The 24,535-nt window shown below is 39.7% G+C and carries 13 protein-coding genes; all 13 read right to left on the bottom strand.

From position 1 onward, the window contains the following. Positions 1–109 precede the first annotated feature (109 nt). The 13 genes from B5488_RS14070 to B5488_RS14010 all read right to left on the bottom strand — a co-directional run bounded on the left by B5488_RS14070 (position 110) and on the right by B5488_RS14010 (position 24,343). Positions 110–1,078, bottom strand: coding sequence for a glycoside hydrolase family 43 protein (locus tag B5488_RS14070; RefSeq protein WP_079735846.1), 969 nt, complete (start codon positions 1,076–1,078; stop codon positions 110–112). Between the two features lie 24 nt (positions 1,079–1,102). Beyond that, positions 1,103–3,601 (bottom strand): glycoside hydrolase family 95 protein, encoded by a 2,499-nt coding sequence (locus B5488_RS14065; protein ID WP_079735845.1) that lies wholly within the window; start codon positions 3,599–3,601, stop codon positions 1,103–1,105. Between the two features lie 5 nt (positions 3,602–3,606). Then, positions 3,607–4,977: a family 43 glycosylhydrolase gene (locus B5488_RS14060; protein WP_197686263.1), complete on the bottom strand. Its 1,371-nt coding sequence runs from the start codon at positions 4,975–4,977 to the stop codon at positions 3,607–3,609. Position 4,978: 1 nt separating this feature from the next. Beyond that, positions 4,979–6,538: a glycoside hydrolase family 43 protein gene (locus B5488_RS14055; protein ID WP_079735844.1), complete on the bottom strand. Its 1,560-nt coding sequence runs from the start codon at positions 6,536–6,538 to the stop codon at positions 4,979–4,981. A 5-nt stretch (positions 6,539–6,543) separates the two neighbouring features. After that, the gene (locus B5488_RS14050; protein ID WP_079735843.1) at positions 6,544–7,869 is read right to left on the bottom strand and encodes a glucuronyl esterase domain-containing protein; all 1,326 of its coding nucleotides are present in this window, start codon (positions 7,867–7,869) and stop codon (positions 6,544–6,546) included. 31 nt (positions 7,870–7,900) lie between these two features. Further along, complete coding sequence (locus B5488_RS14045; protein ID WP_079735842.1) at positions 7,901–9,835, bottom strand: glycoside hydrolase family 97 protein; 1,935 nt, start codon at positions 9,833–9,835, stop codon at positions 7,901–7,903. Between the two features lie 23 nt (positions 9,836–9,858). Beyond that, entirely contained in the window at positions 9,859–11,013 is a 1,155-nt protein-coding gene (locus tag B5488_RS14040) for an endo-1,4-beta-xylanase (RefSeq protein WP_079735841.1), read from the bottom strand. A gap of 236 nt (positions 11,014–11,249) precedes the next feature. After that, positions 11,250–13,388, bottom strand: a complete 2,139-nt coding sequence (locus tag B5488_RS14035; RefSeq protein WP_079735840.1) for an endo-1,4-beta-xylanase — start codon at positions 13,386–13,388, stop codon at positions 11,250–11,252. Between the two features lie 20 nt (positions 13,389–13,408). Then, positions 13,409–14,440 (bottom strand): DUF5627 domain-containing protein, encoded by a 1,032-nt coding sequence (locus B5488_RS14030; RefSeq protein ID WP_079735839.1) that lies wholly within the window; start codon positions 14,438–14,440, stop codon positions 13,409–13,411. 25 nt (positions 14,441–14,465) lie between these two features. Then, positions 14,466–16,199: a RagB/SusD family nutrient uptake outer membrane protein gene (locus B5488_RS14025; protein ID WP_079735838.1), complete on the bottom strand. Its 1,734-nt coding sequence runs from the start codon at positions 16,197–16,199 to the stop codon at positions 14,466–14,468. Between the two features lie 20 nt (positions 16,200–16,219). Continuing rightward, the gene (locus B5488_RS14020; protein WP_079735837.1) at positions 16,220–19,234 is read right to left on the bottom strand and encodes a SusC/RagA family TonB-linked outer membrane protein; all 3,015 of its coding nucleotides are present in this window, start codon (positions 19,232–19,234) and stop codon (positions 16,220–16,222) included. 31 nt (positions 19,235–19,265) lie between these two features. Beyond that, complete coding sequence (locus B5488_RS14015) at positions 19,266–21,164, bottom strand: RagB/SusD family nutrient uptake outer membrane protein (RefSeq protein WP_079735836.1); 1,899 nt, start codon at positions 21,162–21,164, stop codon at positions 19,266–19,268. Between the two features lie 11 nt (positions 21,165–21,175). Next, positions 21,176–24,343 (bottom strand): SusC/RagA family TonB-linked outer membrane protein, encoded by a 3,168-nt coding sequence (locus B5488_RS14010; protein WP_079735835.1) that lies wholly within the window; start codon positions 24,341–24,343, stop codon positions 21,176–21,178. Positions 24,344–24,535 lie beyond the last annotated feature (192 nt).

Raw genomic sequence — 24,535 nt, 5'->3', positions numbered from 1 at the left:
TTTCAGGCTCTTGAATCTGTGTTCAGTTATTATTTTCCGGAGATCTAAAAAGTAATTTATCCAGTCAAAAAATTCCAGGGAACCTAACCCGTTAATGTGATTATAAAAACTATTCTACAGCTTCTACCCCTTCTTCGGTTTGTTCTACTTTCTGAATGGTGCCATCTTCATTGTAGTACATATAATCTACGGTAATTGAACGTCGATAACTTCCCCCGGTTGGTAATACACCATTATGGTAAAAGAAATAATCTTTTCCTTTGTACTCGATAATACCGGGATGAATGGTAAAACTATTGGGAGCGCTGTCTGCGAGTATTCCACGGTATTCCCAGGGTCCTTCCGGACTATCAGAGGTAGCGTATTCAACTCTTTCTCGTTCTTCCCCCTTGCTCGCATATACTAAATAATACAGGCCTTTTCTTTTGTAAACCCAGGGACCTTCTATAAAATTCTTTGGATTATAATATTGGATTTTCCCATCTAATTCAATCATATTATCTTTTAATTTGACCATTTTCATACTGCCATTACCCCAGTACATATAGGCCTGGCCATCATCATCCACAAAAACCGAAGGATCAATATCATCCCACCCGTGAGGATTATCGGTGGTCATTTCATTATAGATTAAAGCTTCTCCTTTTGCATCCTTAAATGGCCCTAAGGGTGAATCTGCAACCGCTACTCCTATTGCCGCACCCCCATCGCTCCTGTCATCATCTTTATGAAAGGTGGATACATAAAAATAAAATTTACCGTCTCTTTCTGCAACCTCAGCCGCATAGGCATCCCCGGTTGCCCAGGAGAAATCTTTTGGCGAGAGTTTTGGTCCGTGATTTTTCCAATTTTTCATATCAGTCGAAGAAAAAACTAGCCAATCCTTCATTTCGTAGTTGGTGGAAGATACTGAAGCCGTATCGTGGCTGGTATATAAATAAACCGTATCGTCATAAACCAGCGGTGCGGGGTCTGCCGTAAAAACATCTGTGATAATGGGGTTTTGAGCTTTTAAAAGCTGAGGCGAAAGCATTATTCCTAATCCAAATAATGCAAGCATTTTAAGTCTGAGTTTCATAATTTTATAGTTTATCAGTTATAGTCATTTATTAATTTTCAATTCATACTGCCCTCCTTCAGAAGTTTTCAAATCGTATTCATATACTTTCTGAATTTTCACTTCTTTTAACTCGGCTTCTTCTGAAACAAGCGGTTGTTTAATATCCGGAAGGCTGTAAAACTTATTTGGGTTATCACCTTTGGCTTCTTCCAAACCTTCTCCTTCCAAGGGGGTATATGACCGAATCCTAACAACACCACCTAATTCAGATTTAATAATAACATTGTCCGGCTTATTATTCTCCCATTCCAAATCTACTTCAAAACCTCCACGAGCTCTTAAACCCGTAATCTCTCCTTTTTCCCAGGCTTCAGGTAATGCAGGCAGAATATGAATGGCGCCATCGTGACTTTGTAAAAGCATTTCGGCAATGCCAGCGGTACAACCAAAATTTCCATCGATTTGGAATGGAGGGTGCGCATCAAAAAGATTGGGATAAGTCCCTCCTTTTTCACTATGCCCTTCCTGCATTGAAGGGGTTAATTGGTCTTTTATTAATTTAAGCGCGTGATCGCCATCCAGCAATCTCGCCCAAAGGTTTACTTTCCAACCCATAGACCAACCGGTAGATTCATCTCCCCGGGCCACTAAAGAAGTTTTTGCAGCTTCAAATAATTCCGGATTCCGGTATGGCGAAATTTGGTTTGACGGATAAAGTCCGTATAAATGAGAAACGTGCCTGTGATCGCTATTAGGATCATCCCAATCTTTTATCCATTCCTGCAATTGTCCCCAACTTCCAATTTGCATAGGAGGCAATTGCTGAAGTTTTTCATTTAATTCAGCTATAAACTCTTCATCATCTCCAAGTATTTCCCCTGCTTTTGCAGTTTTTGAAAACAGGTCGAAAATCAGTTGGTTATCCATCGTTGTTCCGTATGTCAAAGAAGATTCCGGATGGGCGGTTGGTGCGTGTTCAGGGGAAATTGAGGGGGATACTACCAGCCAGTTATTCTCAGGTTCCCTGATCATAAAATCCAGGTAGAATTTTGAAGCATCTTTTACGATGGGATACACAGATCTCAAAAATTCCTTATCTCCTGAAAAATCGTATTTATCAAATAAATGCTGAGATAGCCAAACCCCGCCCATTGGCCACATTCCCCAGTAGGAACCGTCTATCGCGCCCGTCATTCGCCAAATGTCCGTATTATGATGCATCACCCAGCCTTCTGCGCCGTACATATCTTTGGCAGTTTTTCTTCCGATTTCTGAAAGTTCTTTTACCATTTGGATCAATGGCTCGTGAAATTCTGTGAGATTCGTGATCTCCGCCGGCCAGTAATTCATTTCGGTATTAATATTTACCGTGTATTTACTATCCCAGGCAGGGGTTAATTGGTCGTTCCAGATTCCCTGCAGGTTGGCGGGTTGCGTTCCAGGCCTGGAAGAGGTAATTAAAAGATAGCGTCCAAACTGAAAATAAAGAGAAACAAGGGCTGGATCATTTCCGGTTTTGAAATTTATGATCCTCTCATTGGTGGGTAGCTTCGCAGCTTCCGTTTCACCTAAATCTAAAGAAACCCTGTTAAAGTAATTTTGGTAATCTTCCAGATGTTCCTTGTAGATCTCTTCTGATTTCTTTTTTTCTATTGCGGAAAGATATTCTTCTGCTTTTGCTTCTTCATCAATACTTAGATCCTTGTAATTTTTGAAATTAGAAGCGATGGAAATATACAGTGTAGCACTATTGGCATCCTGAATTTTAAGAGCCTCATTTGCTAAAATTATTTCTCCGGCTTCAGTCTGAATTTTAGTGATCGCCTGAAATTCAATCTTGCCTTCTATACCCTCAAAATCGCTGGTCTTTCCGTGTAGCTTTAATGCTCCACTTTCAGCTGAAACTTCGGCACCCCCCGGACGATCCATCGTGGCTGTGAAATTTAAAGCTCCGGGTTTATCGGCCGTGATTTGTACTACAATTACCTGATCGGGATGGGAAGCAAAGACTTTGGTTTCATAGCCAACCTTATCAACTTTATAGCGAGTTGTGGTAACCGCATTTTCCAAATTAAGTTCCCGATAATATTCGGTATAATTATCGTGATTGGGAAAAGACAATTTCAGGTTCCCGACGGTTTGATACGGCATTCCGTGGGATTTTTTACTTATAAAATGTTCATTGACCAGTTTCTGGGCTTCTCCACTCCTACCTTGAAATAAAAGTTCACGTACTTCAGATAAATATTCTTTGGCTTCAGGATTATCATTCCGGTTAGGTTGTCCTGCCCAGATCGTATTTTCATTCAGCTGAATAACCTCTTCTTGAGGATCTCCATAAACCATTGCACCCAATCGCCCGTTTCCTACGGGAAGTGCCTCTACCCATTTTTCAGCAGGCTTATCATACCAGAGTTTTAATTGGGAATCTTCCTGACTCCAGGATTGAAAAGGTGAGATCAAAAACAATATTCCCAGAATTACGGAAAACCCGAACCCGGAAAACCTATTTTTTAAAATTTTAATCTTACCAATTCTCATTCTTATTATTTTTCAAATTGAACCCAGTCTACCTCAACCCCGGCACCACTTTTCAGTTGCACTATAAGATCCTGAACATCGGTTGCTTCAGATTTTACCGGAGCGGAAAAAACATTCCAGTTTCCACCTTTTTGGATAGTAACTTCAGCAATCTCCTCATCGTTCTCACCGGCCAGTTTCAGCGCAATAGTGGCGCCCGTTAAAGATCTTGCCCTGATTTTGACATTTTTGGGTACTTCATTACCAAAATCAACCCGATTATATTTCACCCAGGCATCAGGTTTATTTAATACCACTTTCCACCCCTGGAAAGGATCAAGCCGGTCTAAAAACACCGAAGCAGCTCCATAGTTGCTTTTCGCGCTATAGCGGTCTATCTGAATTTTAGAAGTACTGGAGGTAATTCCCACTCCGCGTTTAGTTGGAATCACTTTTTTGATGTTTCCATTCTCTTCAAAGAACAAACTATCTGCGCGAATGGAACGGTTTTTATCAAAATCGGGTGAAAGGTCATTATCGTGATAAAATAAGTACCACTGATCTTTGTAATTTACGATGGAATGATGATTGGTCCAGGTACCAGAAGCCGATTCGTCCATAATAACCCCCTGGTGGGTAAAAGGCCCCATCGGATTATCGGAAGTCCCATATTCGAGTCTTTCAGTATTATTGGCCACGTGCGGATAAGTCATATAATAAGTGCCATTTCTTTCAAAAACAAAAGGCCCTTCAATATGCCCTTTTTGAGGGATCTCCTCGAAGGTCTTTATTTCTGAATCCAGCTCCAGCATATTATCCTTCAGTTTTGCACCATAAATTTTTCCACGGGACCAGTACAAATAAGCCTGCCCGTCTTTATCAATAAAAACATTGGGATCTATGCCTTCCACACCTTCAATGTGGTTTGGCTGCGGCTTATAAGGCCCTTCAGGTTTATCGGCGATCGCCACCCCGATGGAAAAACCACCTTCCCCGTCTCCGGCGCCTTTAATTCTTGTGGGAAAATAGAAGTGAAATTTGCCATTTTTGGATACCGCATCAGGCGCCCACATACTGTAAGCTTCAGGATCGGCCCAGGGCACATCTTTTTGATCCAGAATTTTTCCGTGGTCTGTCCATTCAGTAAGATTTTCCGAAGAAAAAACGTGGTAATCGGCCATATTGAACCATTCGGCACGGCCTTCACCTTCCGGCGGCACGATATCGTGGGAAGGAAATACATATAGCCTTCCGTTAAATACCCTTGCCGTAGGATCTGCAGTAAATTGATCCATAATTAACGGATTCTGTCCAAAAGCATTTATCGAAAGGAAAAGTAGAAACAGGTATTGAGAGATCAATTTCGGCATTTTTGAATAAAAAATATGATATTCCATTTTAATTAATTTGATCATAAATTTTGAAGTAATCGAAATCCACATAACCGCCAGCTTCTTCTGTTGCGTAATTGAACAGCGCAAACCTGTACCCCATGAAATGCGGAAGCGTATATGACATTTTAAGCTGGTTGCCTATTGCTTTCCAGTTTTCACCATCAAGGCTGTAGTAGAATTTGGCAGTATCCTTCCTATCTTCAAAATCCCCAACCGCTTTAAGATAAAGCTCTTCCTGATTCAAAGGGATGCTCTCAACCTCAATGGGTTCTTCTGAAACCCCATTGACCATTATAATTTGCTTCTTGTTATTTAGCATCTTAGCGCCTACAAATCCGAAATTCTTCTGAAGCAAACCAAGCCCTGCATAATCTCCATCTTTCATTCCTGAAAGATCAATTTTTGTAATCGCAGAACTCTCTGGGCCAATGGTTCTTTGAGTTAGCGTGTTTCTGGTATTTAAAAATGAAGTATCTACTCTATCTGTAGTCAATCTCAGATAGCCAGCACGATCTTTGACAGACCAAAAATCGGGCTGCGGATTGTGGTTCCACTGCCAAACCAGTGGCAAATCTCTGTCGCCCGACTTTCTACTAAAATCATCTGAAGCTACGATTCCCGGAATTAAGCTTTCATTTACCGGAAGATCCAGAGTTTCAGGCACCTTGCCATTTTCACCTAAAACAGGCCAGCCGTTTTCCCATTTTACAGGCACCAAATACGGAATACGCCCAACTGCTCCATAATCCCGAAATAAATAAGCAAACCAATTCCCTTCAGGCGTATCAATTAAACCACCCTGTGCCACGCCTTTATCCTGAAAAGCGAGTTTTCCTTCGTAAGGTCCGGTAATTTTATCGGCCCGGTGAATAATAACCGTTCTCATCCCGTCTCTTGGCCAGGCGATGTTGAACAAGTAATACTTTCCGTTAGTCTTAAATATTTGAGATCCTTCCGCAGGAAGAATAAAATTAGAACCTATAGGCTCGGTAGCATTTTCAATTAAAACGCTTTCGGTACCTTCCTTTACTCCTGAAAGATCCTCTTTAAGCTCTACTATATTCAGTTTACCTCCACCCCAAATGAGATAAGTTTTTCCATCGTCATCAAAAAATAAAGTATTGTCGTGCAGAGATGGGGTAAAAGAAATCTCTTCAAAGGAACCATTTTCAATATCTTTTGTTTTGAAAATATAAGTTTTCCCTGTGGTGCTCGAAAAAGTGGAAACGTAAAAAGTATCATTATGGTAACGAAGGCTGCTTGCCCAGGATCCTCTCCCGTAGGCATTTTCTCCATTTTCCAGATTCAGAGCATCAGTATCACCCAAAATATTGTAAGCGTAATTTACTATTTCCCAGTTCACCAAATCGGTGGATTTCATAATCGGCACTCCGGGATTCATATGCATCGTGGTGCTACTCATATAATAGGTGTCATCGACCCTAATTATGGAAGCATCGGGAAAATCGGCGTGGATGATAGGATTTTGAGCCTGCTGTTGTGCAACGACTGAATTTCCTAAAAACAGGCTTAAAATTATAATGAGGAGATTTCTCTTTTTCATATTTTTTATTTGAAATAGGGTTTGGCAAATTCTATAAAATATGGCCAGTTAGGGACTACGGTATGACCGCCTTCGTGTATTCTAAAAACGAGTTTACCTTCAGATAAAAACTCCCCAACTTGAGGAAATTTAGTTTGTGACAGTGCTTTTTCATCATAGATTTCATAAGCAGGACTCGCTTGAACTCCAGCCAAAAACATTCCCCTGGCGTCTATCCAATTTCCTTCAACTTTAGGATCTCCACTGCTGATAAAAACCGGACGTGGCGCTGCAAGCGCAATCAAATGATGTGCATCTACCGGAAGATCTTTTGTTTCTAAAGGACCTCCGTATTTTATGAAATTCGGAGCAAACCAGTGATATTGGGAAGTAGAGACCAAATTCTCTACCTGTTCTCCGAAATTTCTTCTCAATATTTTAGTACCACCTGCACCGGCAGAACCTATGAATCCCACAGCAAATCTATCATCGTAGGCCATAGTGACCATTGCAGCTTTTCCGTAGCGGGAAAGCCCTTCTATAGCCACCTTTTTCGAATCAACCTTTGAATGTTTTTCAAAATAATCAAGCGCACGGCCGGCACCCCAAGCCCAGGCTTTCAAAGCGCCCCAATCATCTAATTTTCGAAGTTTGCCTTTATTTACCAGACCAATGATCCCTTCCCGGAGTCCGGCGCCGTTGTCGGCTTGATAACTTGTCGGAATCAAACTCGCATAGCCCCAATTTTGGGCTAGTAATTGTTCCTGCCACGGATTTTCCTGGTCGGGCTCAGGGAAAAACCCCGCCGGAAAATTCCAGTTGAATTTCAAGATCACCGGCACTTTTTTATTGGTATTTTTTGGTAGAGTCAAGGTCATCTCGATTTCAACGTCAATTTCGGGATAAGCAGAGTTATCTACTACTCCTAAAAGTTCCTCAACCTGCACCGGATAATTGCCAATAACTGAATCTTTTCTGGAAATAACTTTCCAGTTTACAGCAGGAATATTTTTGGGGAATCTTCCATAGACTTCAGCATTAAAATCTTCTTTGATCTCCTGCCTGCGTTTTTCCCATTCAGAAACTGAAGTGACTGTTGATCCATCTTTAAAAACCAAAAGTTCAGGTAAGCTGTAATCTACAACTTTAGATTCATCTGAATTTGCGGCATTAGGATCGTTCGGATTTCCGGAAGGTCCGGGTCGCAAAGATTCTATACCTAATTCCTTCAGCATTAACTGATGATCCTGCGCACTTAAACGATAAATACTGTCCCGCTCCTGCTGAGAAAACTGCGCCATCGATTGATTGACGCAACTAAAAAAAACGATAATGACAAATAAATGTTTCATTTTAAGTATTTTACAGGAGGAGGAACCTGTGCTAATTTGTAATCACAAATCCGCCCTGAGATTGAATTGTAACTTCAAATCTTCCGTTTTTTCTTTTAATTTCTTTCTTTTCAGTTTTCCCCTTTTTAGAGTTATTAATAATACTGAATGTATTTCCTTTCAGTTCAGGAAGAGAAAAGCTCACCTTTTTTGCCTCCTTTGACGCATTGATCCCGGCGATATACCATTGGTCCCCGTGCCTTCTTGCTATTACGCTGTACTCTCCGGGAAATCCATCAATAAAAATTGTTTCATCCCAGGTTGTGGGTACGTTTTTCATAAAATCTATTGTAAAATCTGGGGCGTCTTCCAGGTTATTAGGTGTTAACGCAAAGAATTGTACCGGCGTCTGGAATAAAACTGCAGTTGCCAGCTGAAAGGCATCAGAGGTTCTTCTAAAGTTTCCGCCGTCATTGGTTCGGTTGTAGCGTTCGTTTAGAACAGTACCCCCAAAATCCATACTTCCCACAGTATTCCTTATAAAAGGATGAATCGCAGCACTTCTGGCTTCCTGGTCGTTTGCATACTGACTAAACATTAGATTTTCGGAAGCGAGAACCGCTTCAGTACTTATAAAATTAGGATACATTACCTCCCAACCTCTTGGAATTGTGGCCCCGTGAAAGATCATCATTAATCCGTAATCATTGGCATCGGACATTATATCCTCATAAAGCTGAATGGTCTCTTGTTTATCGCCGCCCATAAAGTCCACTTTTAAACCTTTCACTCCGCCTTCCTGCAGCCACTGCATTTCCTGTTTGCGGTTTATCGCCCTATGCATTTTATTCCGCGGAGTCATCGGGGCGTCGTTAGCAACTCCGTTGGAGTTGTACCACAAGAAAACATCAACATTCTTGCTATTGGCGTAATCAATTAGCTCTTCCATCCTGTCGTACCCGATATTCTGGTCCCAGAGCGCATCAATCAGGATGTATTCATAACCCATTTCAGCAGCGAAATCTATGTAAGTTACCTGGTCGTCATAATTCATACTTGCATCCTGCCACATAATCCAGCTCCATACACCGCGCCCGAATTTATAATCCTGAGAAGCCTCGTAAAGCGGCTCCACCACATCAAAAGGAATAGTGGTCTCTACAATAGGTTTTAAACTTTCTCCAATGGTAATTGTTCGCCAGGGCGTACTAAACGGAAGGGAGATTGCAGCACCGGAACTTCCAAAACTATTATTTTCTGTGCTGTCTGGGAAAGCGATTGCATATTCCCCCTCTTCATCGGGATCACTTAAATGAGCACCCAAGTAAGTCCCGTCAACTCCCGTTTCAGAAATCAAAACCCAATGCCCTTCAGTTTTAAATAATCCCGGAAACGTATAGCCCAAATTATTGGCGGAAGTTTTGGTAATATCCTGGTCTAAATAATAGCCCTCTTCATAACTTGGTTTGGTGCGTTGAAAGCCTACCATAGATTTAGACTGAGGTGTCAAGAAACTTTTTGCCGTATTTGGAAAATTAAAGCCTGTAAATTCTTTTGTAACTACGTGGGCTATGGTATCGCTGTACTTTTGAAGGTGGTATCTAAAAGCGATGTCATTATTACTAACCCGGAAAATTACATCCATTTTTTGCCCTTTTTGAGTGGTAAAAGTGGTGGTTAGTTCCTGCGCCTTATAATTGTTTTCTGATTTCTTAAGTTTTTTCGATTCGTAATTCTTTTCTATAGCATTAGTCTTACTTCCCTCAAAGCTTAAACCTGCTGAATAATTTGAAATATTGGTTTTTAATCCCAATCGGGATTTTTCCAGCACCACTTCATTATTATAGAACACTGAATAGGTTGGTTCTCCCGATTCGAGATATACTTCTAATTTTAGGGCATCATCGGGACTGTTTACAGTCGCTTCCTGTGCAACAGCAAAGGGAAAAATGCCCATAAGGCAAATGAGTAAAAGGAAATATTTCATTTCTAAATTTTAATTTTTCAGAGTTATTTTGCTGAAGCCAATTCAATAAGTTGCTTCACTACAGGTTTTGCATTATTATCACGATCGAATAACAGCGGATAATCTGTTCTGCCTCTAACAGGCCAATTGTTCTTCCAGGAATTCCCGTCGTTAACGCCCCAAAGAGCAACTCTTTCAATTTTATCCTGATGTTTTAGGAAAAGCTCGAAAAATTCTACATATCTTTTTGTGAATTGTTGCTCAACATCGGCTGGCAAACCATCGGGAAAAGGATTCATTTTATCTTCATATTCGTAATTATCTGAAATTTCTGCGCCGGCATCGCCCCAGGGAGATGGTAAAACACTTAAATCTAATTCAGTAATCATCACTTTTCCTAGCTTTCCGTAGGCCTCCAGGCTTTTTTCAAATTCTTGAATGTCGGGGTGATTTAAGCCAATATGTCCCTGCATTCCAATCCCGTGTACAGTAATACCATCTTTTTGAAGCTTTTCTACCATTCTAACTACACCGGCTCGCTTTCCTGGATTGGACATAGAATAATCATTATAATATAGCTCGGCTTCAGGATCTACTTCGTGAGCAAATTCAAAAGCCAGTTTTATGAAATCTTCACCTAAAATTTGATAGAACTTGCTATTTCTATAACTACCATCGTCTTCAATAGCCTCATTTACCACATCCCAGGAATGAATTCTGCCTTTATACCGGCCTACTACCTTGTGAATATGATCTTTCATTCTTTGAGTAAGTACTTCTTTGGAAACTGAATTCCCTTCTTTATCCACAAAAAACCAGTCGGGTGCCTGCGAATGCCAAATTAATGTGTGCCCGTGAATGTGCATATTGTTCTCTTCGCCAAACTTTACAAACTCATCGGCTATTGAAAAATCAAATTCTCCCTCCCTGGGCTGAATGCGGGCACTCTTCATTATATTTTCGGCAACGATAGAATTAAAGTTTTCTTTTGCAACCTTTATTTCTTCAGGCTGCCTACCCCTAATTTGCCAGGCGTTAAGCGTAGTACCTATATAGAAATTATCTTGAAATGCTTCTTTTAAGCTTGTTTTAGATACATCGCTATTTTGAACTGAACTTTTATTAGAATTACAGCTGTAAAATGTAAAAAACACACTTAAAAGTAATATAAAAATAGAGATATTTTTTCTGTTTAGCATAACAGTTAATATTAAAAACCCAGGAAAAAGGTTGATTATAATTTACAATTATTTTTATAAAAAAGTTCTCCTAACATCCAAAAAAGGCTAATTCATACCGGGTAAGCGTTGCTAATCCAACCGGTATCCAGACTTTTTGAGTTAGGAGAACTATTCAGTAAAAATCACACACAATTAAAATTTAAACGGATAGCAACGCAATCATTTACTGGTTATATTCATTTATTATAAAGGGTTTATAATGCTTCCAAAGCTTCGGCAAAACTCTTATAAGCCGGTTTTCTATTTAAATTTTCATCCCATAAGCCTTGAAATTCTCCCGGTAACCAGGTTGCATCCTCAGCACTATCAGATATTCCCCATACGGTTATACCATATCTTTGAGCCCGGGGTACATGTTCTTTGTAAGCTTCAACAACATAACTGTACATATCGGCCTGTTGCTGTAAAACTTCATCGGTAGGCTCAGAAACATTTGTTCTTACATCCAGTTCTGAAACTTTTATGAGTTTACCGGTTTCAGCAAGAAGTTGAAACATTTCAGCAATATTATTTCTATCGGAATCTATACCTATATGCATTTGAGTCCCAATACCATCTACAGAAGCACCCTGGCTTTCTATGTATTCTACATATTCAATGAGTCCCCTGGTCTTGTCTAGGTTATACTCAAGGTTATAGTCATTTATAAAGAGGAGATCTTCGGGGTCACCATACTGCCTGGCCAGTTTAAAGGCTTTAACTGCGTAATCTTTGCCCAGGTAATCCTGCCAGTAAAATTCGTCATTAGTAATATCAGCATCGTTCTCACCGCTTTTTAATTCGTATGGATTTCCATCATCCATAGGTTCGTTAACCACATCCCAGGCATCTACATAAGAAGCTGTATTTAGCATACCTGAAATCCAACGTTCTAATTCTTCTTCAATAATGGCTTGTTTTACTGCTGGTTCTCTTTCAAGAATGGTAGTAGAGCCACCGCCCCCAGAAGCACTGGAAAGATTAACATTATCTATATATACCGTGCCTGCAAATTCCCCATAACTAAATATAAGTCGGCCACGATCGTCGGCAGTAGCCGTGGTTGCAACCTCAACACGCGTCCATTCCTGGGTTACACTTACCTGCCCATAACTATCAGAACTATAATCGGGGCTCTGCAACTCTGGTCTAATAATTCCTTCGGCATTACCTTTTACCCAAAAACTAAGGGTGTACGTTTCGCCATTATCTAAAGGTTCCGGAAATTCATAAACAGTTTGAACTTCCCAGAAACCACCTGTTACAGAAGGGTTGGTTACATAAAATGCTTTGCCTTCGTTTCCAAATCCAAGTCCATCTTCGGTAACTCCTCTTTCAGAATTATTTCCCCAGCCTCCCCAGCCGGTACCACTTTCAAAATCACCATTTTCAACAAGGTTACTTACTATTGGATCCCCCTGGGTATCATACACATAAAAATTATCAATATCTATAGAATAAGTTACGCCGGGTTGGTAGCCTAAATCGAAATTTAAACTGAACGAATCTCCCGAGAAATCACTTACCCGGAATCTTACCTCTTTCCACGAAAAATCGGTTTGAAAAGTTTCTACAGAAGCACCTACCCCTGTGTAATCTATAAGCGGGGTATTTTCATTTAAACCTTCAAATGAAATACGACCTTCACCCGGTACATCTGACTTTATATAAAAAATAACTTCGTATTCGTGACCTTCTACTACCGGGATTTCCGGGGTAGAAAACTGCAGATCTCCAGGTTCGGCAGCAGTAGACGGTGCCGTTAATTTTATTGCATTGGTGCCTTCACCCATTCCTTCATTTTCAGCAATTGTTATAGCGTTTTCAGGATTTGAAGAGAACCCAGAAAAAGTACTGTCAATTAACCCTGTTTTGTCCAAATCATTAGGAAAAGAAGGAGATTCAATTACAAGTGGCTCAAGTAAGCCATTTAAGTAAGAGGCATTTTGATTAGCGTGCCAGGTGAGGGTGTGACCGTATATTGAGGTTCCTGCCTGCTCTGCCGCTGCTATAAGTTCATTTACCTGGGCAAAGTTCATAGATCCATTGTTCTGAACAATTGCTCCATGTTTCATCCCATATCCTACAGTAAGCTCATCAAAATTTTTATTAATAAGCCTATACATTACTCCCTTATTGATATAATCTGAAATAGAAACAGCTCCACCTAAAGTGAAATTTGCATTTGAAGTACTGTCTATATAACTTTTAAGAGGTGCATATGAATTAATTTCTTCCTGAGCCTCCAGGCCTTCAGGTTTTTCTACTTCAAATGCTAATGGATCTGGATCGGCACAAGAAAATACCGAAGCCAATAAGCCACTACATACAAGAAAACGATTTAAATATTTCATAATCGATTTATTTTTTAATTTTATTCTAATACAGGAGAAAATGTTTCCATACGTACCCCACGATCTCTAAGTACAAGCGTATCTGTTGTACTCACATTAATTTCATCAAGATTAACCTCATAATCCAGGTAAAGGGCATCACGATCTTTTCCTCCCCAACTGTTTTGTTCCCCATCTTTTACAAACTGCCCGCTACCGCTGGCAGTATATTCATTAGATGCAGCTCTTACTGTAAAGCTTCCCGATTCGTCAAAGCTTAAAATTAAGGTGCAGTTTACAGCATAACCTTCGCTGTTTTGAAAAACTAAATCTAACTCAACCTCATCTAAAGAGCGTGTTGTTAGTGCTACTACCTGATCGTCTACCACATACTCTTCTTCTCTTATTACAGTATCGTCAAGATTCTCGTTACCGGTAGTTCCTTCAATTTCATCTACCCCACGACGTAAATAATTACCGTGCCACGGATTTACATATTTCACTGCATAAAGAATGAAATCTTTAGGCAAAACATCCCAATCTTCTGCAACCGGTCTACGTGGATTTGTAACCTGTGGTATTCCCCTAAGAATGGAATCTGCGCTAACAACGTTGGTCATTTGAAGTGGAATCACATAGTTTCTTCCAATCGCCAGGCTATCAGCAAAAAACGCATCGCTTAATTGAAACTCAACTCCGCCGGTAAGTTCACCTTGCGGAATCATAATTTCATTAGATTCAAGCGTATAATAGTTCTCTGGCATTGCCTGCACAGGTTGACCGCTATCATCAAATACAAGCCCTTCTGTTAAAGAATTATTTACTTCAAAATCTATAAAAACGTCCTGATCGTTATCGTAGGTCCCCCCCGTAGTGGCCATTATTTTGGCTTTACCTTCATTATCCAGTGAAGTGTCAAAAATATCTTCCCCAAGTGTAATTGTCCTTACCGGGTATTGGTAAGCAAAATATACAGTTTGGTATTCATAGTCGTCAAATTCCCATTTATCATTCTCACAAGACGTCAAGCCCGAAAGAATAATTAAAGCGATTAAATATATTTTATTTTTCATTTTCTGTTCTTTATAATTAAACTAACTACCAACCCTGGTTCTGGATAATTGCATCATACTTTAAAACCTCGCTAAAAGGGATAGGGCCATATCGCATATATTCATCATACACCCTATCTTCAACAGTTATTGTTTGATGATTCCCATCAAGAATACTTACTCCTCTTGCCGGAACTGTTAAATCATCGCCCCAGCGGCGTATATCCCAAAACCTGAATCCTTCAAAACTTAGTTCCAACCTGCGTTCATTTCTTATTAATTCCCGCATTACATTTTGGTCTGAGCCAATTGACTCTAAATATGTATCGGGCTGAGTTATTCCAGCGCGTTCCCGCAATCCTGTAATAATATCATAGGCCGAAAATCCAAAAGTTCCTGTTCCTTGTGGGCCCCAGGCCTCGTTGGCAGCTTCGGCATAAATAAGGTATAATTCTGTATACCTCATCCTGGCGGTATAATGTTGTTGAGTGTTGCTGGTAACAGGATCTAAATTCACATCCTGTCTAAGTAATTTCTTTAAATAATAACCTGTTCTGGTAGAAGTTTCTACAGCATTTAAAGCATCATTTGTATTTCCATCAGCAGCGGTTACAATAGTTGAATTACCGGGTCCCGCGGTACTTTGATTTACAACAACGTAATGATCTAACCTTGGATCCCTGTTTTCATAAGGATTAGCGGGATCAAACCCACTAGCAGGATCGGAAATTGGATAACCATTGGCCATAGGAAATGAACTCACCAGGTTTTGAGTAGGATTTAGCTGCCCGTCCCCAAATAAAGTTGGTGGAAAATGTTGCTGTTCTAAATCATTGGTTTCTACCACATCGGTTCTCCATATAATTTCGGGCGGATTATTACCTCCTCCAATTCCACTTATTTGAGCATCATTTTTGTACCAGGTATGGCCATCTGCTGCAATACCACTTGCGCCACCATTTTCTGCCAGTACCTCACCGGAATAGTTGGCTACATCGGCCCAGGTAGTAGTATTTCCATCGGCATAAGCAGGACTGGCAGCAAGTAAAGCCGCTTGTGCTCTTACGGTTTTGGCAATTCTACCCGTCATTCTTTGTTTGGCGTATTCTCCAAAAACCCTGTTATAATCTCCTAAATCTGAATAACCTTCTGGTAAACTGGAAAGTGTTTCATAATCTAAAGGAAGTAATGCTTCGGCCTGTTCCACATCTGCATATAATTGTTGCATACACGCTTCGAAAGTTGCCCTGGGTTGATTAAAATCAGCCCCGGTTCCTTCAGGTTCCAGTAAGATTGGAACTCCTAAAAGTTCACCATTGGCCCATCCGGAATGTTGACGTAAGAGATAATACATATATAACGCCCTAAGACCGTAAGCTTCACCTTTGAGCCTATCGTTAAACAAGGAGCTAACTTCTTCATCTTCAGACCAGGTAACTTTATCTGCCTCGGCAAGGAATATATTGATATACTGAATAGCCGCCCTTGCATTTTGCCACTGGTCAAAAGGATTATTTTGAGCTGTCCACTGTCCGGTAGCAATTTCGCGGTATGGATTATTGTTTACGTTACTAACGGCATCATCTGTTGCAACCTCACTAAAAGAATAACCATTATTTGGTAGCCTGGTGTAAGCATTAAGCAAAATACCCTGAGCATATTCGGCCTCAGCATACATATCTTCCAGGCCTCTATTATTCTCTATGGCAGGTTCTATAAGATCGTCACAACTTGTAATTGTAAAGACCATAAATAAAAGAAGTAGTAATTTACTTTTCATTTCCTTTTATATTTAAATTTTTAAAATATTGCTTTTACGCCCAGGTTATAAAATCTGTTCTGAGGCGCGCTTCCTACACTCAACTCTAAAATATCACGTTCTGGGGAGACGGTTAATAAATTAGCCCCATTTACATATACCCCTAATTCCTGTACAAAAGATTGGGCAAATAATTCTTTAGGTAAATTATATGATATTTGAACTTTTGCCAGGTCAAAACGATCTGTACTATAAAGCCAGAAATCTGAATTTCTAAAGTTATTATTACTATTAGTGGTAGTTAACCTGGGATAAGTGGCAGTTTCACTTGTCTCTGGCGTCCAGCGATCACGAGCTACAATTGAATATTTATCTTCTCCAGCCATCCAGAAATAAGAACTATTTTTCATAGCGTGAGCTCCAAATCGTCCAATTCCCAGAGCGAAAAAGGTGAAATCTTTCCATTCAGCAGTAAAATTCACACCTAAGGTTAGTGGTGAACCAAACCAGCCACCTTTACCAAGATAGACTTCGTCCTGGTTATCTATTACCCCATCGCCATTTTGGTCTATATATTTAATATCTCCCGGGGCTACCTGCCCAAAACTTTGGGAAGGTGAATTCTCAATTTCGTTAGCACTTGTAAAAAGTCCATCGCTTTCAAGACCCCAAATAGCGTCTAAGGGATTGTCTTTCCTGTTTTGGTATTCATCTTCAAACATTTCGGCCCGCTTCGTGGCTTTGGTTTCATAATAAGTACCAACCACTCCAAGTGTAGTTTTCAGTTCTCCGAATTGCTGATTCCAATCTGCTCTAAAATCAAACCCAAGCCGTTGGTCATCATTATAATTCACATAAGGAATAAAAGAAGAGTTTGGCCATCCAGTTTCAAAATAATTAGGATATAATACAGAAGCCTGTACAATACCGCCTGTCATTCTATTAGCAAAAACAGAACCCTGAACTTGGAAAAGATTATCAAATAAAGATGCTTCTACTCCCAAATTTATTTCTTCTCTTTTGGAAAAAGTTAGATCATCGTTCTGCCCTCTTCTGGAATCTGTAGAGCGGCTTAAAGCACCATCCCTCCAGTTAAACCAGGCCCCATCGGTTTGGGTATAAATACTTTCATATAAATAGTAATCCTGTATATCAATATCGGTATGTAAAATACCTGCGGAAGCGGTAAGTTTCAACTCATCAAATACCGTTGAATTCTGAAGGAAATTTTCTTCGCTTAAGCGCCATCCTAAAGTAAAGGTTGGAGAAAAAGCCTGACGGTTCCCTTCCGGTAATTTTGCTGAATGTACCAGGGCTCCACTAAAATTCACAAAATATTTATCTAAATAATCATAACCCAGGTAAAGGCCTAAATTGGCATTACTGGTACGGTGATATTCTTCTGAAATAGATTGTTGAAATCCGTTGGCGATAAGCATCGCTGAAACATTATGATCTTCCTCTATTTTGGTCTCGTAATTAAATTGACCTGAAAACGAAATTGTTTGTCTATACCAGCTATCGGTTATATTTTGTACTCCAGACCTGGCATCCTGACCATATTGAGTTAAACCTGCAATTAAATCTCCCCCATCATAATTTGTCCAGCTTGGCTCGTATACAGCGTACTCATTATTATATGACTGGTTGTAAGAAGTGGAATAATCTACTCCAAAATTTGAATGAAAACTCAATCCCTCGACCAGATTTCCTAAATCTGCGCCAATCCCGGTATTAAATTGAAATTGTCTACTGGTAAAATTATTACTTCCCCCGGAATAAATTGCGGCAAAAGGATTGGTCTGGTCTAGCTGAGTTCCTCCTAAAAGATATTGTCCATCTATAAGATTGCTATTGTTTACAAATTGCATAGAATTCTCATCGCTTTCCTCAATCATACTTGTAGGAATTAATGGCGAAAATCGGTTTGGTCTTAAACTGGCAGCACCTCCCCAGTAATCTGTATTTACTCCCCAACCGTTGTAATATACAGCTGATGCATTTACCGTAGCATATAAGGTTTCGGTTATATCAATATCTACATTACCACGAATATTAAATCTCTGGGTTCTGTTATTTTCAGCTTCTCCAAAATTTAGTAGTGAACCTGCGGAATAAAAGCCCAGGTTGGTATAATATTGGGCGGTTTCATTACCTCCAGCAATTTGTGCGGTGGCATCATACCTGTTGTAAGTTTCCTGCAAATAATCTGAAGAATAATAGTTTACATCGGGGTACCTGTATGGGTTATCACCAACAGCATAGTTGTAAATAGTTTCATCATCATAACGCTGACTTAAACCATCGTTTGCCCTTGCTTCATTATAAAGGCTCATATATTCTGCAGAGCCAAGATATTTTGGATAACTTTTTGGAACATACATTCCTGCATTTACCCTAACATCAATTTCCTGCTTCTGTATCTTTCCTCTTTTAGTGGTAATTTGCACTACACCTTTTGCAGCTCTACTACCATAAAGAGCAACTGCCGAAACACCTTTCAAGAAACTAATTTGATCTATTTCTGTAGGCATTATGCTACTTGCATCTCGAGGAATCCCGTCTATAAGCACTAAATACTGGTCCATTCCCCAAATATTTCCGTGGAAACCATTGGCAAAACCTTCCATATTTTCCAGGGTACCTGTATTATAATTCTTCTCCATTAATTCCTCCAGATTTACCACAGAGACACCACTTATTAAATTTCTCTTTTCTACTTTACGAAATGCAACATTTACATCTTCGTAACCTTCAGCAGGATTAAGGCTTATATTATCCAAAAACGGGGTAACTACCACTGTCTTCGGTTCATACTCCCCAGCTTCTACAGCTAAACTAGAATACATGCCGGCCGAGATTGAGAAACTCCCTATGGAATCTGTAACCACAGCGTCACCGGATTCTGCCCTAACGGTAGCGCCCACTAAAGGCTTTCCTTCTTTACCTCTTACGATGGCTTCAACATCAATATCTTCAGATGTTTGTGCGATCCCTATAAAAGGTATCAAGGCAATTAGTGCACAAAAAACTACTTTAAATTTTATAATATTCATTCTCTATATGTTTAAATTGAACACAATGTGGTTACCAGCCAGGATTTTGACTAAATTCCAAATACATATTTACGTCCACATTTTTTAAGGGTAGCCAGTAATGCTTGCTACTAAAGTTTCTTTCCAGAATAATTTCTTCCCTTAAATTAAGAACCCGGTTTTGTGAAGGATCATCGGTATTAAGTTCTCCAGCACGATCAAATTCTACAGATTTCTTTAAAGTATATGGACTCTCGGTTAGTAATAACCAACGTCTTAAATCATTAAACCTGTGTCTTTCAAAAGCCAGCTCTACTGCACGCTCCCTGCGCATTTCGGTCATAAAAGCGTCTAGAGATCCTAAATATTCATCTGCAACGTGACCAACACCGGCTCTGTCTCTTACAAAATTAATAGCATCTACAGCTGTTTTACTATAGCCAGAAACCTGGCCTGTAGGCGATCCATAAGCCTGGGCAGCAGCTTCAGCATACATTAGATATACATCTGAAAGTCGCATCCAAGGTAAATGGATATTTAAGCTGTTTCCATAACCGTAACCCTCATCATATTTATTGGCAGTCATTGGGATAAACTTGTAAAGCATATATCCTGTTCTACTACCAGTTCTTATATTTCTATAACTCCCGTCGGTAAATAGATTGGCGTAACGGTTAAACTCTTCATCAGCTGGCATAGAACCCTGCACGGTACGAACCCCATCATAAACAATGTCATTATAAAATCTTGGATCACGGTCTTTCCAGGGATATTCAGGATCATAACCAGACTCCGGATCGGGTTGGGTGATATCGTCAATTGGCAATCCGTTGGCCATCCCGTAGAAATCTACATAATTAGCCGTAGGAAGGAATTTCACATCTCCATCGGTTAAAATTGGGGAAGGTTGATATTGTTTTGCAGTACCATAAGTAGACCCATGCGCTCCAAAATAAGGGCCTCTAAAAATAGCCTCGGTACTACCCGGAATCTGCCAGTTTTGGCCTGAAGTATAAAAGTTTAGATGATAATCTGAAAATGGTACTAAAGAATAATCTGCTTCGACAGATTCGGTTAGATTAAGTAATTCAGCAAAAGCCTCAGCTGATTTCTGTGCGTAAGAGGTATTATATGTTGCACTTCCGGTAGATTCTTGGTTCATTAGTGGACTTGCAGCCCAAAGATAATTCTTCCCTAAATAACCAAGCGCCATTATTTTATTGATACGCAATTGATTTTTTCCCAATGTTGCACTTCCGGCATCTGTTTCGTCCCAATCTACAGGAAGCAAATCTGCGGCAGCTCGAAAATCCTGGGCAGCAAGTTCAGCAGCCTCGTGGTAACTTAAGCGAGGTAATTGAAGTTGTTCATCACTTGGTAATACTTCATTTATATACGGCAATCCTCCAAAATATTGGATAAATTGGAAATGAAACCATCCTCGAAAGAACAATAACTGCCCTCTAATTAAGTCTTTTTCTTCCTGGGTAGCATCTGTAAGCCGGTCCATATTTGCAAGGCCTAAATTGGCTTTTCTAATTCCATACCAGCCTAATGTCCATAAATCTTTACTCATACGCTCATCATTAGGGTCATTCGTAGATGCATCGTTCCTGTTCATCCAACCCGCATCCCAACCGTCAAACTCGTGTTGCCAGCCCCAAAAGTTTCCATTTTCAATTTTATTGATAAAGTGAAAATCTCTGGCGGTAGATTCAATCTCATCATCACCCCAATTCCAGGAGTTGGTCCAGTATGCATTGGTGAAATTTGGAATACAGTGATATAATTCTTCAGTATAACCCTGAAAATTGGTGAAATTCTTAAAAGCTTCTTCTTCAGAAACTATAGATTCATCTTCCCTGTCTAAGTAATCTTCACAAGATGATATGAAAACTAAAGCAATGATTGCCAGACTAAACTTTATAATGTTTTTTATATAATTTTTCATAACAAGCTATTTTAAAAAGTAATATTTACCCCTAAGTTGTATCTACTTACGGTTGGATAAGCTCCCTGGGAAGCCCAACCCGTTCCAGCAAAATTCGATTCCCTGTCATCTGGCATATCAGACCATAAGAAGAGGTTATTTCCATTTAGGAAAACCCTTAGGTTTTTTACTCCTAACTTATCTACCAAACTAGAGCCAGCATCGAAAGTATAGGCTATTTCTGCATTTTTAAGTCTTAAGTAAGAACCATCAAACATATACCTATTGGCATCATTATATCCACTTGGCGTAGTAAGCCATCTTGGCACGGGTGAATCTGCATTAAAGTTATCTTTAGACCAGTAACTTCCTTCTTCATAAACCACGTGATTTTGACTACTTAAACTTCCTAAAACCACCTGGCGGGTTACATTATTTACACCGTAAAACTGTACGTAACTGCTAAAACCTTTCCAGTCAAATCCAAAAGTAGCGTTATAGGTATTTTGAGGATTACCGGTAAAACCAAATGGAATATTATCGTAAGCATCTATTACTCCATCTCCGTTAAAATCTGTAATATGATAGTTACCCGGTAATTTTTGGTTATCGTTAGCATTGTGAATGGTACTTGCATAAAGATCATCCCAGGTATTGTAATAACCCGGAGTAACGTGTGAATATGCCTGCCCAATTTGCAAACCTGCGTTTTGTTGATAGGCTGGTAACAATGAAGGGTCATCTGCATCTATAACTTCATTTTGAGAATGAGTCATATTGAAATTTGACCATAATCTCAAGCCATTTTCAAACCTGTAGCTTAAATCAATATCAAATTCGTAACCTTCATTTCTCACATGTCCCAGGTTTGCAACTGGTGCTTCGGTACCAAAATATGACGGTATGGCTCTATCCCCTCCATTAATTAAAATATCGGTTCTTTCATCTATAAAATAGTCGAAGCTACCTTCAATAAATCCATCAAAGAATCCAAAATCAACTCCTATATTGGTTTTCTTAACCTTCTCCCAGGAAACATCTGGGTTTCCTACAGATTCTTCTGAATACCAGGTATACGGACTTTGCTCGGCCGCTTCGCCGGTTACCCCCATCCTGGACTGGCCATTATAGCCCCACTGTGTCATGTATAGAAATCTTCCTGCTACATTATCATCTCCAATTTCACCGTAATTACCTCTAAGCTTCAGCATATCTAAGAATGAAGCAGAATCAAGGAAACTTTCCCGGGATAAAATCCAGCCTACACCTCCAGAAGAAAAGAAAGCAAATCGGTTTTCAGGACTAAATTTTTCAGAACCGTTATAGGCACCATTATATTCAAAAGTGTACTTATTATCTAAGGTATAAGTAGTTCTAAAAACCCAATCTTCCCTATATCGTGGTATCTGACTTCCGGTTGCATTTTCATTTCTATTCATAAGTCCCATTACAGAAACATCGTGACGGCCGTCAAAATTCTTGGCATAGCGAAGTTGTAACTGGTAGAATAATTTTCTATGTGAAGACCAATCCTGTACAGCACCGGGACTTGTAGACCATTTTACACCTTCCTGAAAATCAAAACGGCTATTGGGATCATACGCCTGCTGGTATAGAACAGTACCTGTCTCTGGGTCTATCCATTTTTCCTGTGTATCATTATACAAATCATTAATTCCACGATCTGCTTCAACAAAAGTATTGTCTAATGCAATGGTACCGTTAAAATTAAGCCCATCTAAAATCATATCAAGATCCTGGTCTAAAGTGAAATTTGTAGTTAAACGGGTAGTAGTCATATACTGAATTCCGCTTATTCCCAAAACTCTCACCGAGTTGGTAGCCGCACCTTCATTTGGCGCATAATAGCCCCAGGCTCCATCTGAATATCTTGGAAGAAAAACATCTGGCGCAGTACTATAAGCTGCCACCCACATGCTGTACTCATCTCCGGTAGCTCCCCACGGACTTTTCTTCACACCGTGCGAACCGGCTAGGTTTACCTGGAATAAGGTTGAAGGAGTAATTTGAAAATCTAGATTACCTCTTACATTTAACCTATTAAATCCATACCCCGGCTCATAGCCTCTGTTATTATCGTACTGCTTCATTAAATCCCCTTCTCTAAGGAAATCTGCAGTGGTGAAATACTTTACAAAATCGGTTCCTCCACTTACATTTACGTTTGCGTTATAAGACATTGTGTAATCACGAAAAAGCGTATTTGCCCAGTCTACATTTGGATATCGCTCCCTTTCTGCCAGGTCTGCCGGATTTCTGTATTTATCAATGATATCTAATGGCATATAATCGTTCCAGGCACTTGGGTTTAAACCCAGTTCATTCTCAATTGCCTCGTTCCGAACCCTTAAAGCATCATACTTACCCGGTAATTTAGATGGCCTTTTCATGGTAGTATTTACTCTTGCTCTTATTATTGCTTCACCTTTTTCACCTCTTTTTGTAGTCACAAGAATAACCCCGTTAGCCCCTCTAACTCCATAAACAGCTGTTGCAGAAGCATCTTTTAAGACTGAAATTGATTCTACCGAGCTTATTGCCACACTAGACATAGGCCTCTCTACTCCGTCTACCAGAATAAGTGGAGAAGAATCGTTCCATGTACTCTGCCCACGAATTAAAATTCTGGGATCCTCTTCACCAGGCATGCCTGTACTGGCACTGGTAATAACCCCGGGTACATTTCCTGTTAAGGCTGCACCAATATTTGTTACCCCACCTGCTCTTTCTAATACCTCACCACTAACTTCGGCGATAGAAGCAACAACAGTCTCTCTTTTTTGTTCTCCATAACCAACAATTACAACTTCATCTAATGCATCCTGATCTGGATCCATGATCACATCAATTTCCGATTGATCATTAACTTTTCTTTCAATGGTTTTATAGCCTATAAAGCTGAAAACCAAAGTAGCATCAGCCGGGGCCTCAATGGTATAATTTCCTTCCATATCGGTAACAGCACCACGATTAGGAATTTCCTTTACAAGAATATTCACCCCAGGTATTCCAAGATTATCTTCTGATGAAGTAACCGTTCCCCTAATAGTTTGTTGCTCACTCCCACTTTTTGGCTTATTATCATTAGCATAAACCGAAGAAGAAAACAGAAGTTGAATCAATAGCCCAAAAACCATTGCTCTAGTTAGGTAAGGAAGATTTAGTAAATTTATTTTCATATTAAAAATGTTTTAAACTCTATTAAAATGACTCGAAATCATTTCAATTGGCTTGCTATTCATATTCGATAACGTTTTAGTATTTAGGAATAAAAAAAGTGACACTTCCGGGATCTTTCCTGGAGCATAAAACCTCCGTTTGAAAATGGTTACTTTGAAGCATCGTTTCCGCTAGATAATAATTTGTCATAT

Origin of the sequence: Salegentibacter salegens, from assembly GCF_900142975.1 — a bacterium.
Taxonomy (GTDB): Bacteria; Bacteroidota; Bacteroidia; order Flavobacteriales; family Flavobacteriaceae; genus Salegentibacter; species Salegentibacter salegens.
This window is presented reverse-complemented; position numbering and strand designations above follow the sequence as displayed.

Coding starts and splice junctions, on each gene's coding strand:
- B5488_RS14070 (WP_079735846.1), bottom strand. CDS start 1,078: ATGAAACTCAGACTTAAAATGCTTGCATTATTTGGATTAGGAATAATG.
- B5488_RS14065 (WP_079735845.1), bottom strand. CDS start 3,601: ATGAGAATTGGTAAGATTAAAATTTTAAAAAATAGGTTTTCCGGGTTC.
- B5488_RS14060 (WP_197686263.1), bottom strand. CDS start 4,977: ATGGAATATCATATTTTTTATTCAAAAATGCCGAAATTGATCTCTCAA.
- B5488_RS14055 (WP_079735844.1), bottom strand. CDS start 6,538: ATGAAAAAGAGAAATCTCCTCATTATAATTTTAAGCCTGTTTTTAGGA.
- B5488_RS14050 (WP_079735843.1), bottom strand. CDS start 7,869: ATGAAACATTTATTTGTCATTATCGTTTTTTTTAGTTGCGTCAATCAA.
- B5488_RS14045 (WP_079735842.1), bottom strand. CDS start 9,835: ATGAAATATTTCCTTTTACTCATTTGCCTTATGGGCATTTTTCCCTTT.
- B5488_RS14040 (WP_079735841.1), bottom strand. CDS start 11,013: ATGCTAAACAGAAAAAATATCTCTATTTTTATATTACTTTTAAGTGTG.
- B5488_RS14035 (WP_079735840.1), bottom strand. CDS start 13,388: ATGAAATATTTAAATCGTTTTCTTGTATGTAGTGGCTTATTGGCTTCG.
- B5488_RS14030 (WP_079735839.1), bottom strand. CDS start 14,440: ATGAAAAATAAAATATATTTAATCGCTTTAATTATTCTTTCGGGCTTG.
- B5488_RS14025 (WP_079735838.1), bottom strand. CDS start 16,199: ATGAAAAGTAAATTACTACTTCTTTTATTTATGGTCTTTACAATTACA.
- B5488_RS14020 (WP_079735837.1), bottom strand. CDS start 19,234: ATGAATATTATAAAATTTAAAGTAGTTTTTTGTGCACTAATTGCCTTG.
- B5488_RS14015 (WP_079735836.1), bottom strand. CDS start 21,164: ATGAAAAATTATATAAAAAACATTATAAAGTTTAGTCTGGCAATCATT.
- B5488_RS14010 (WP_079735835.1), bottom strand. CDS start 24,343: ATGAAAATAAATTTACTAAATCTTCCTTACCTAACTAGAGCAATGGTT.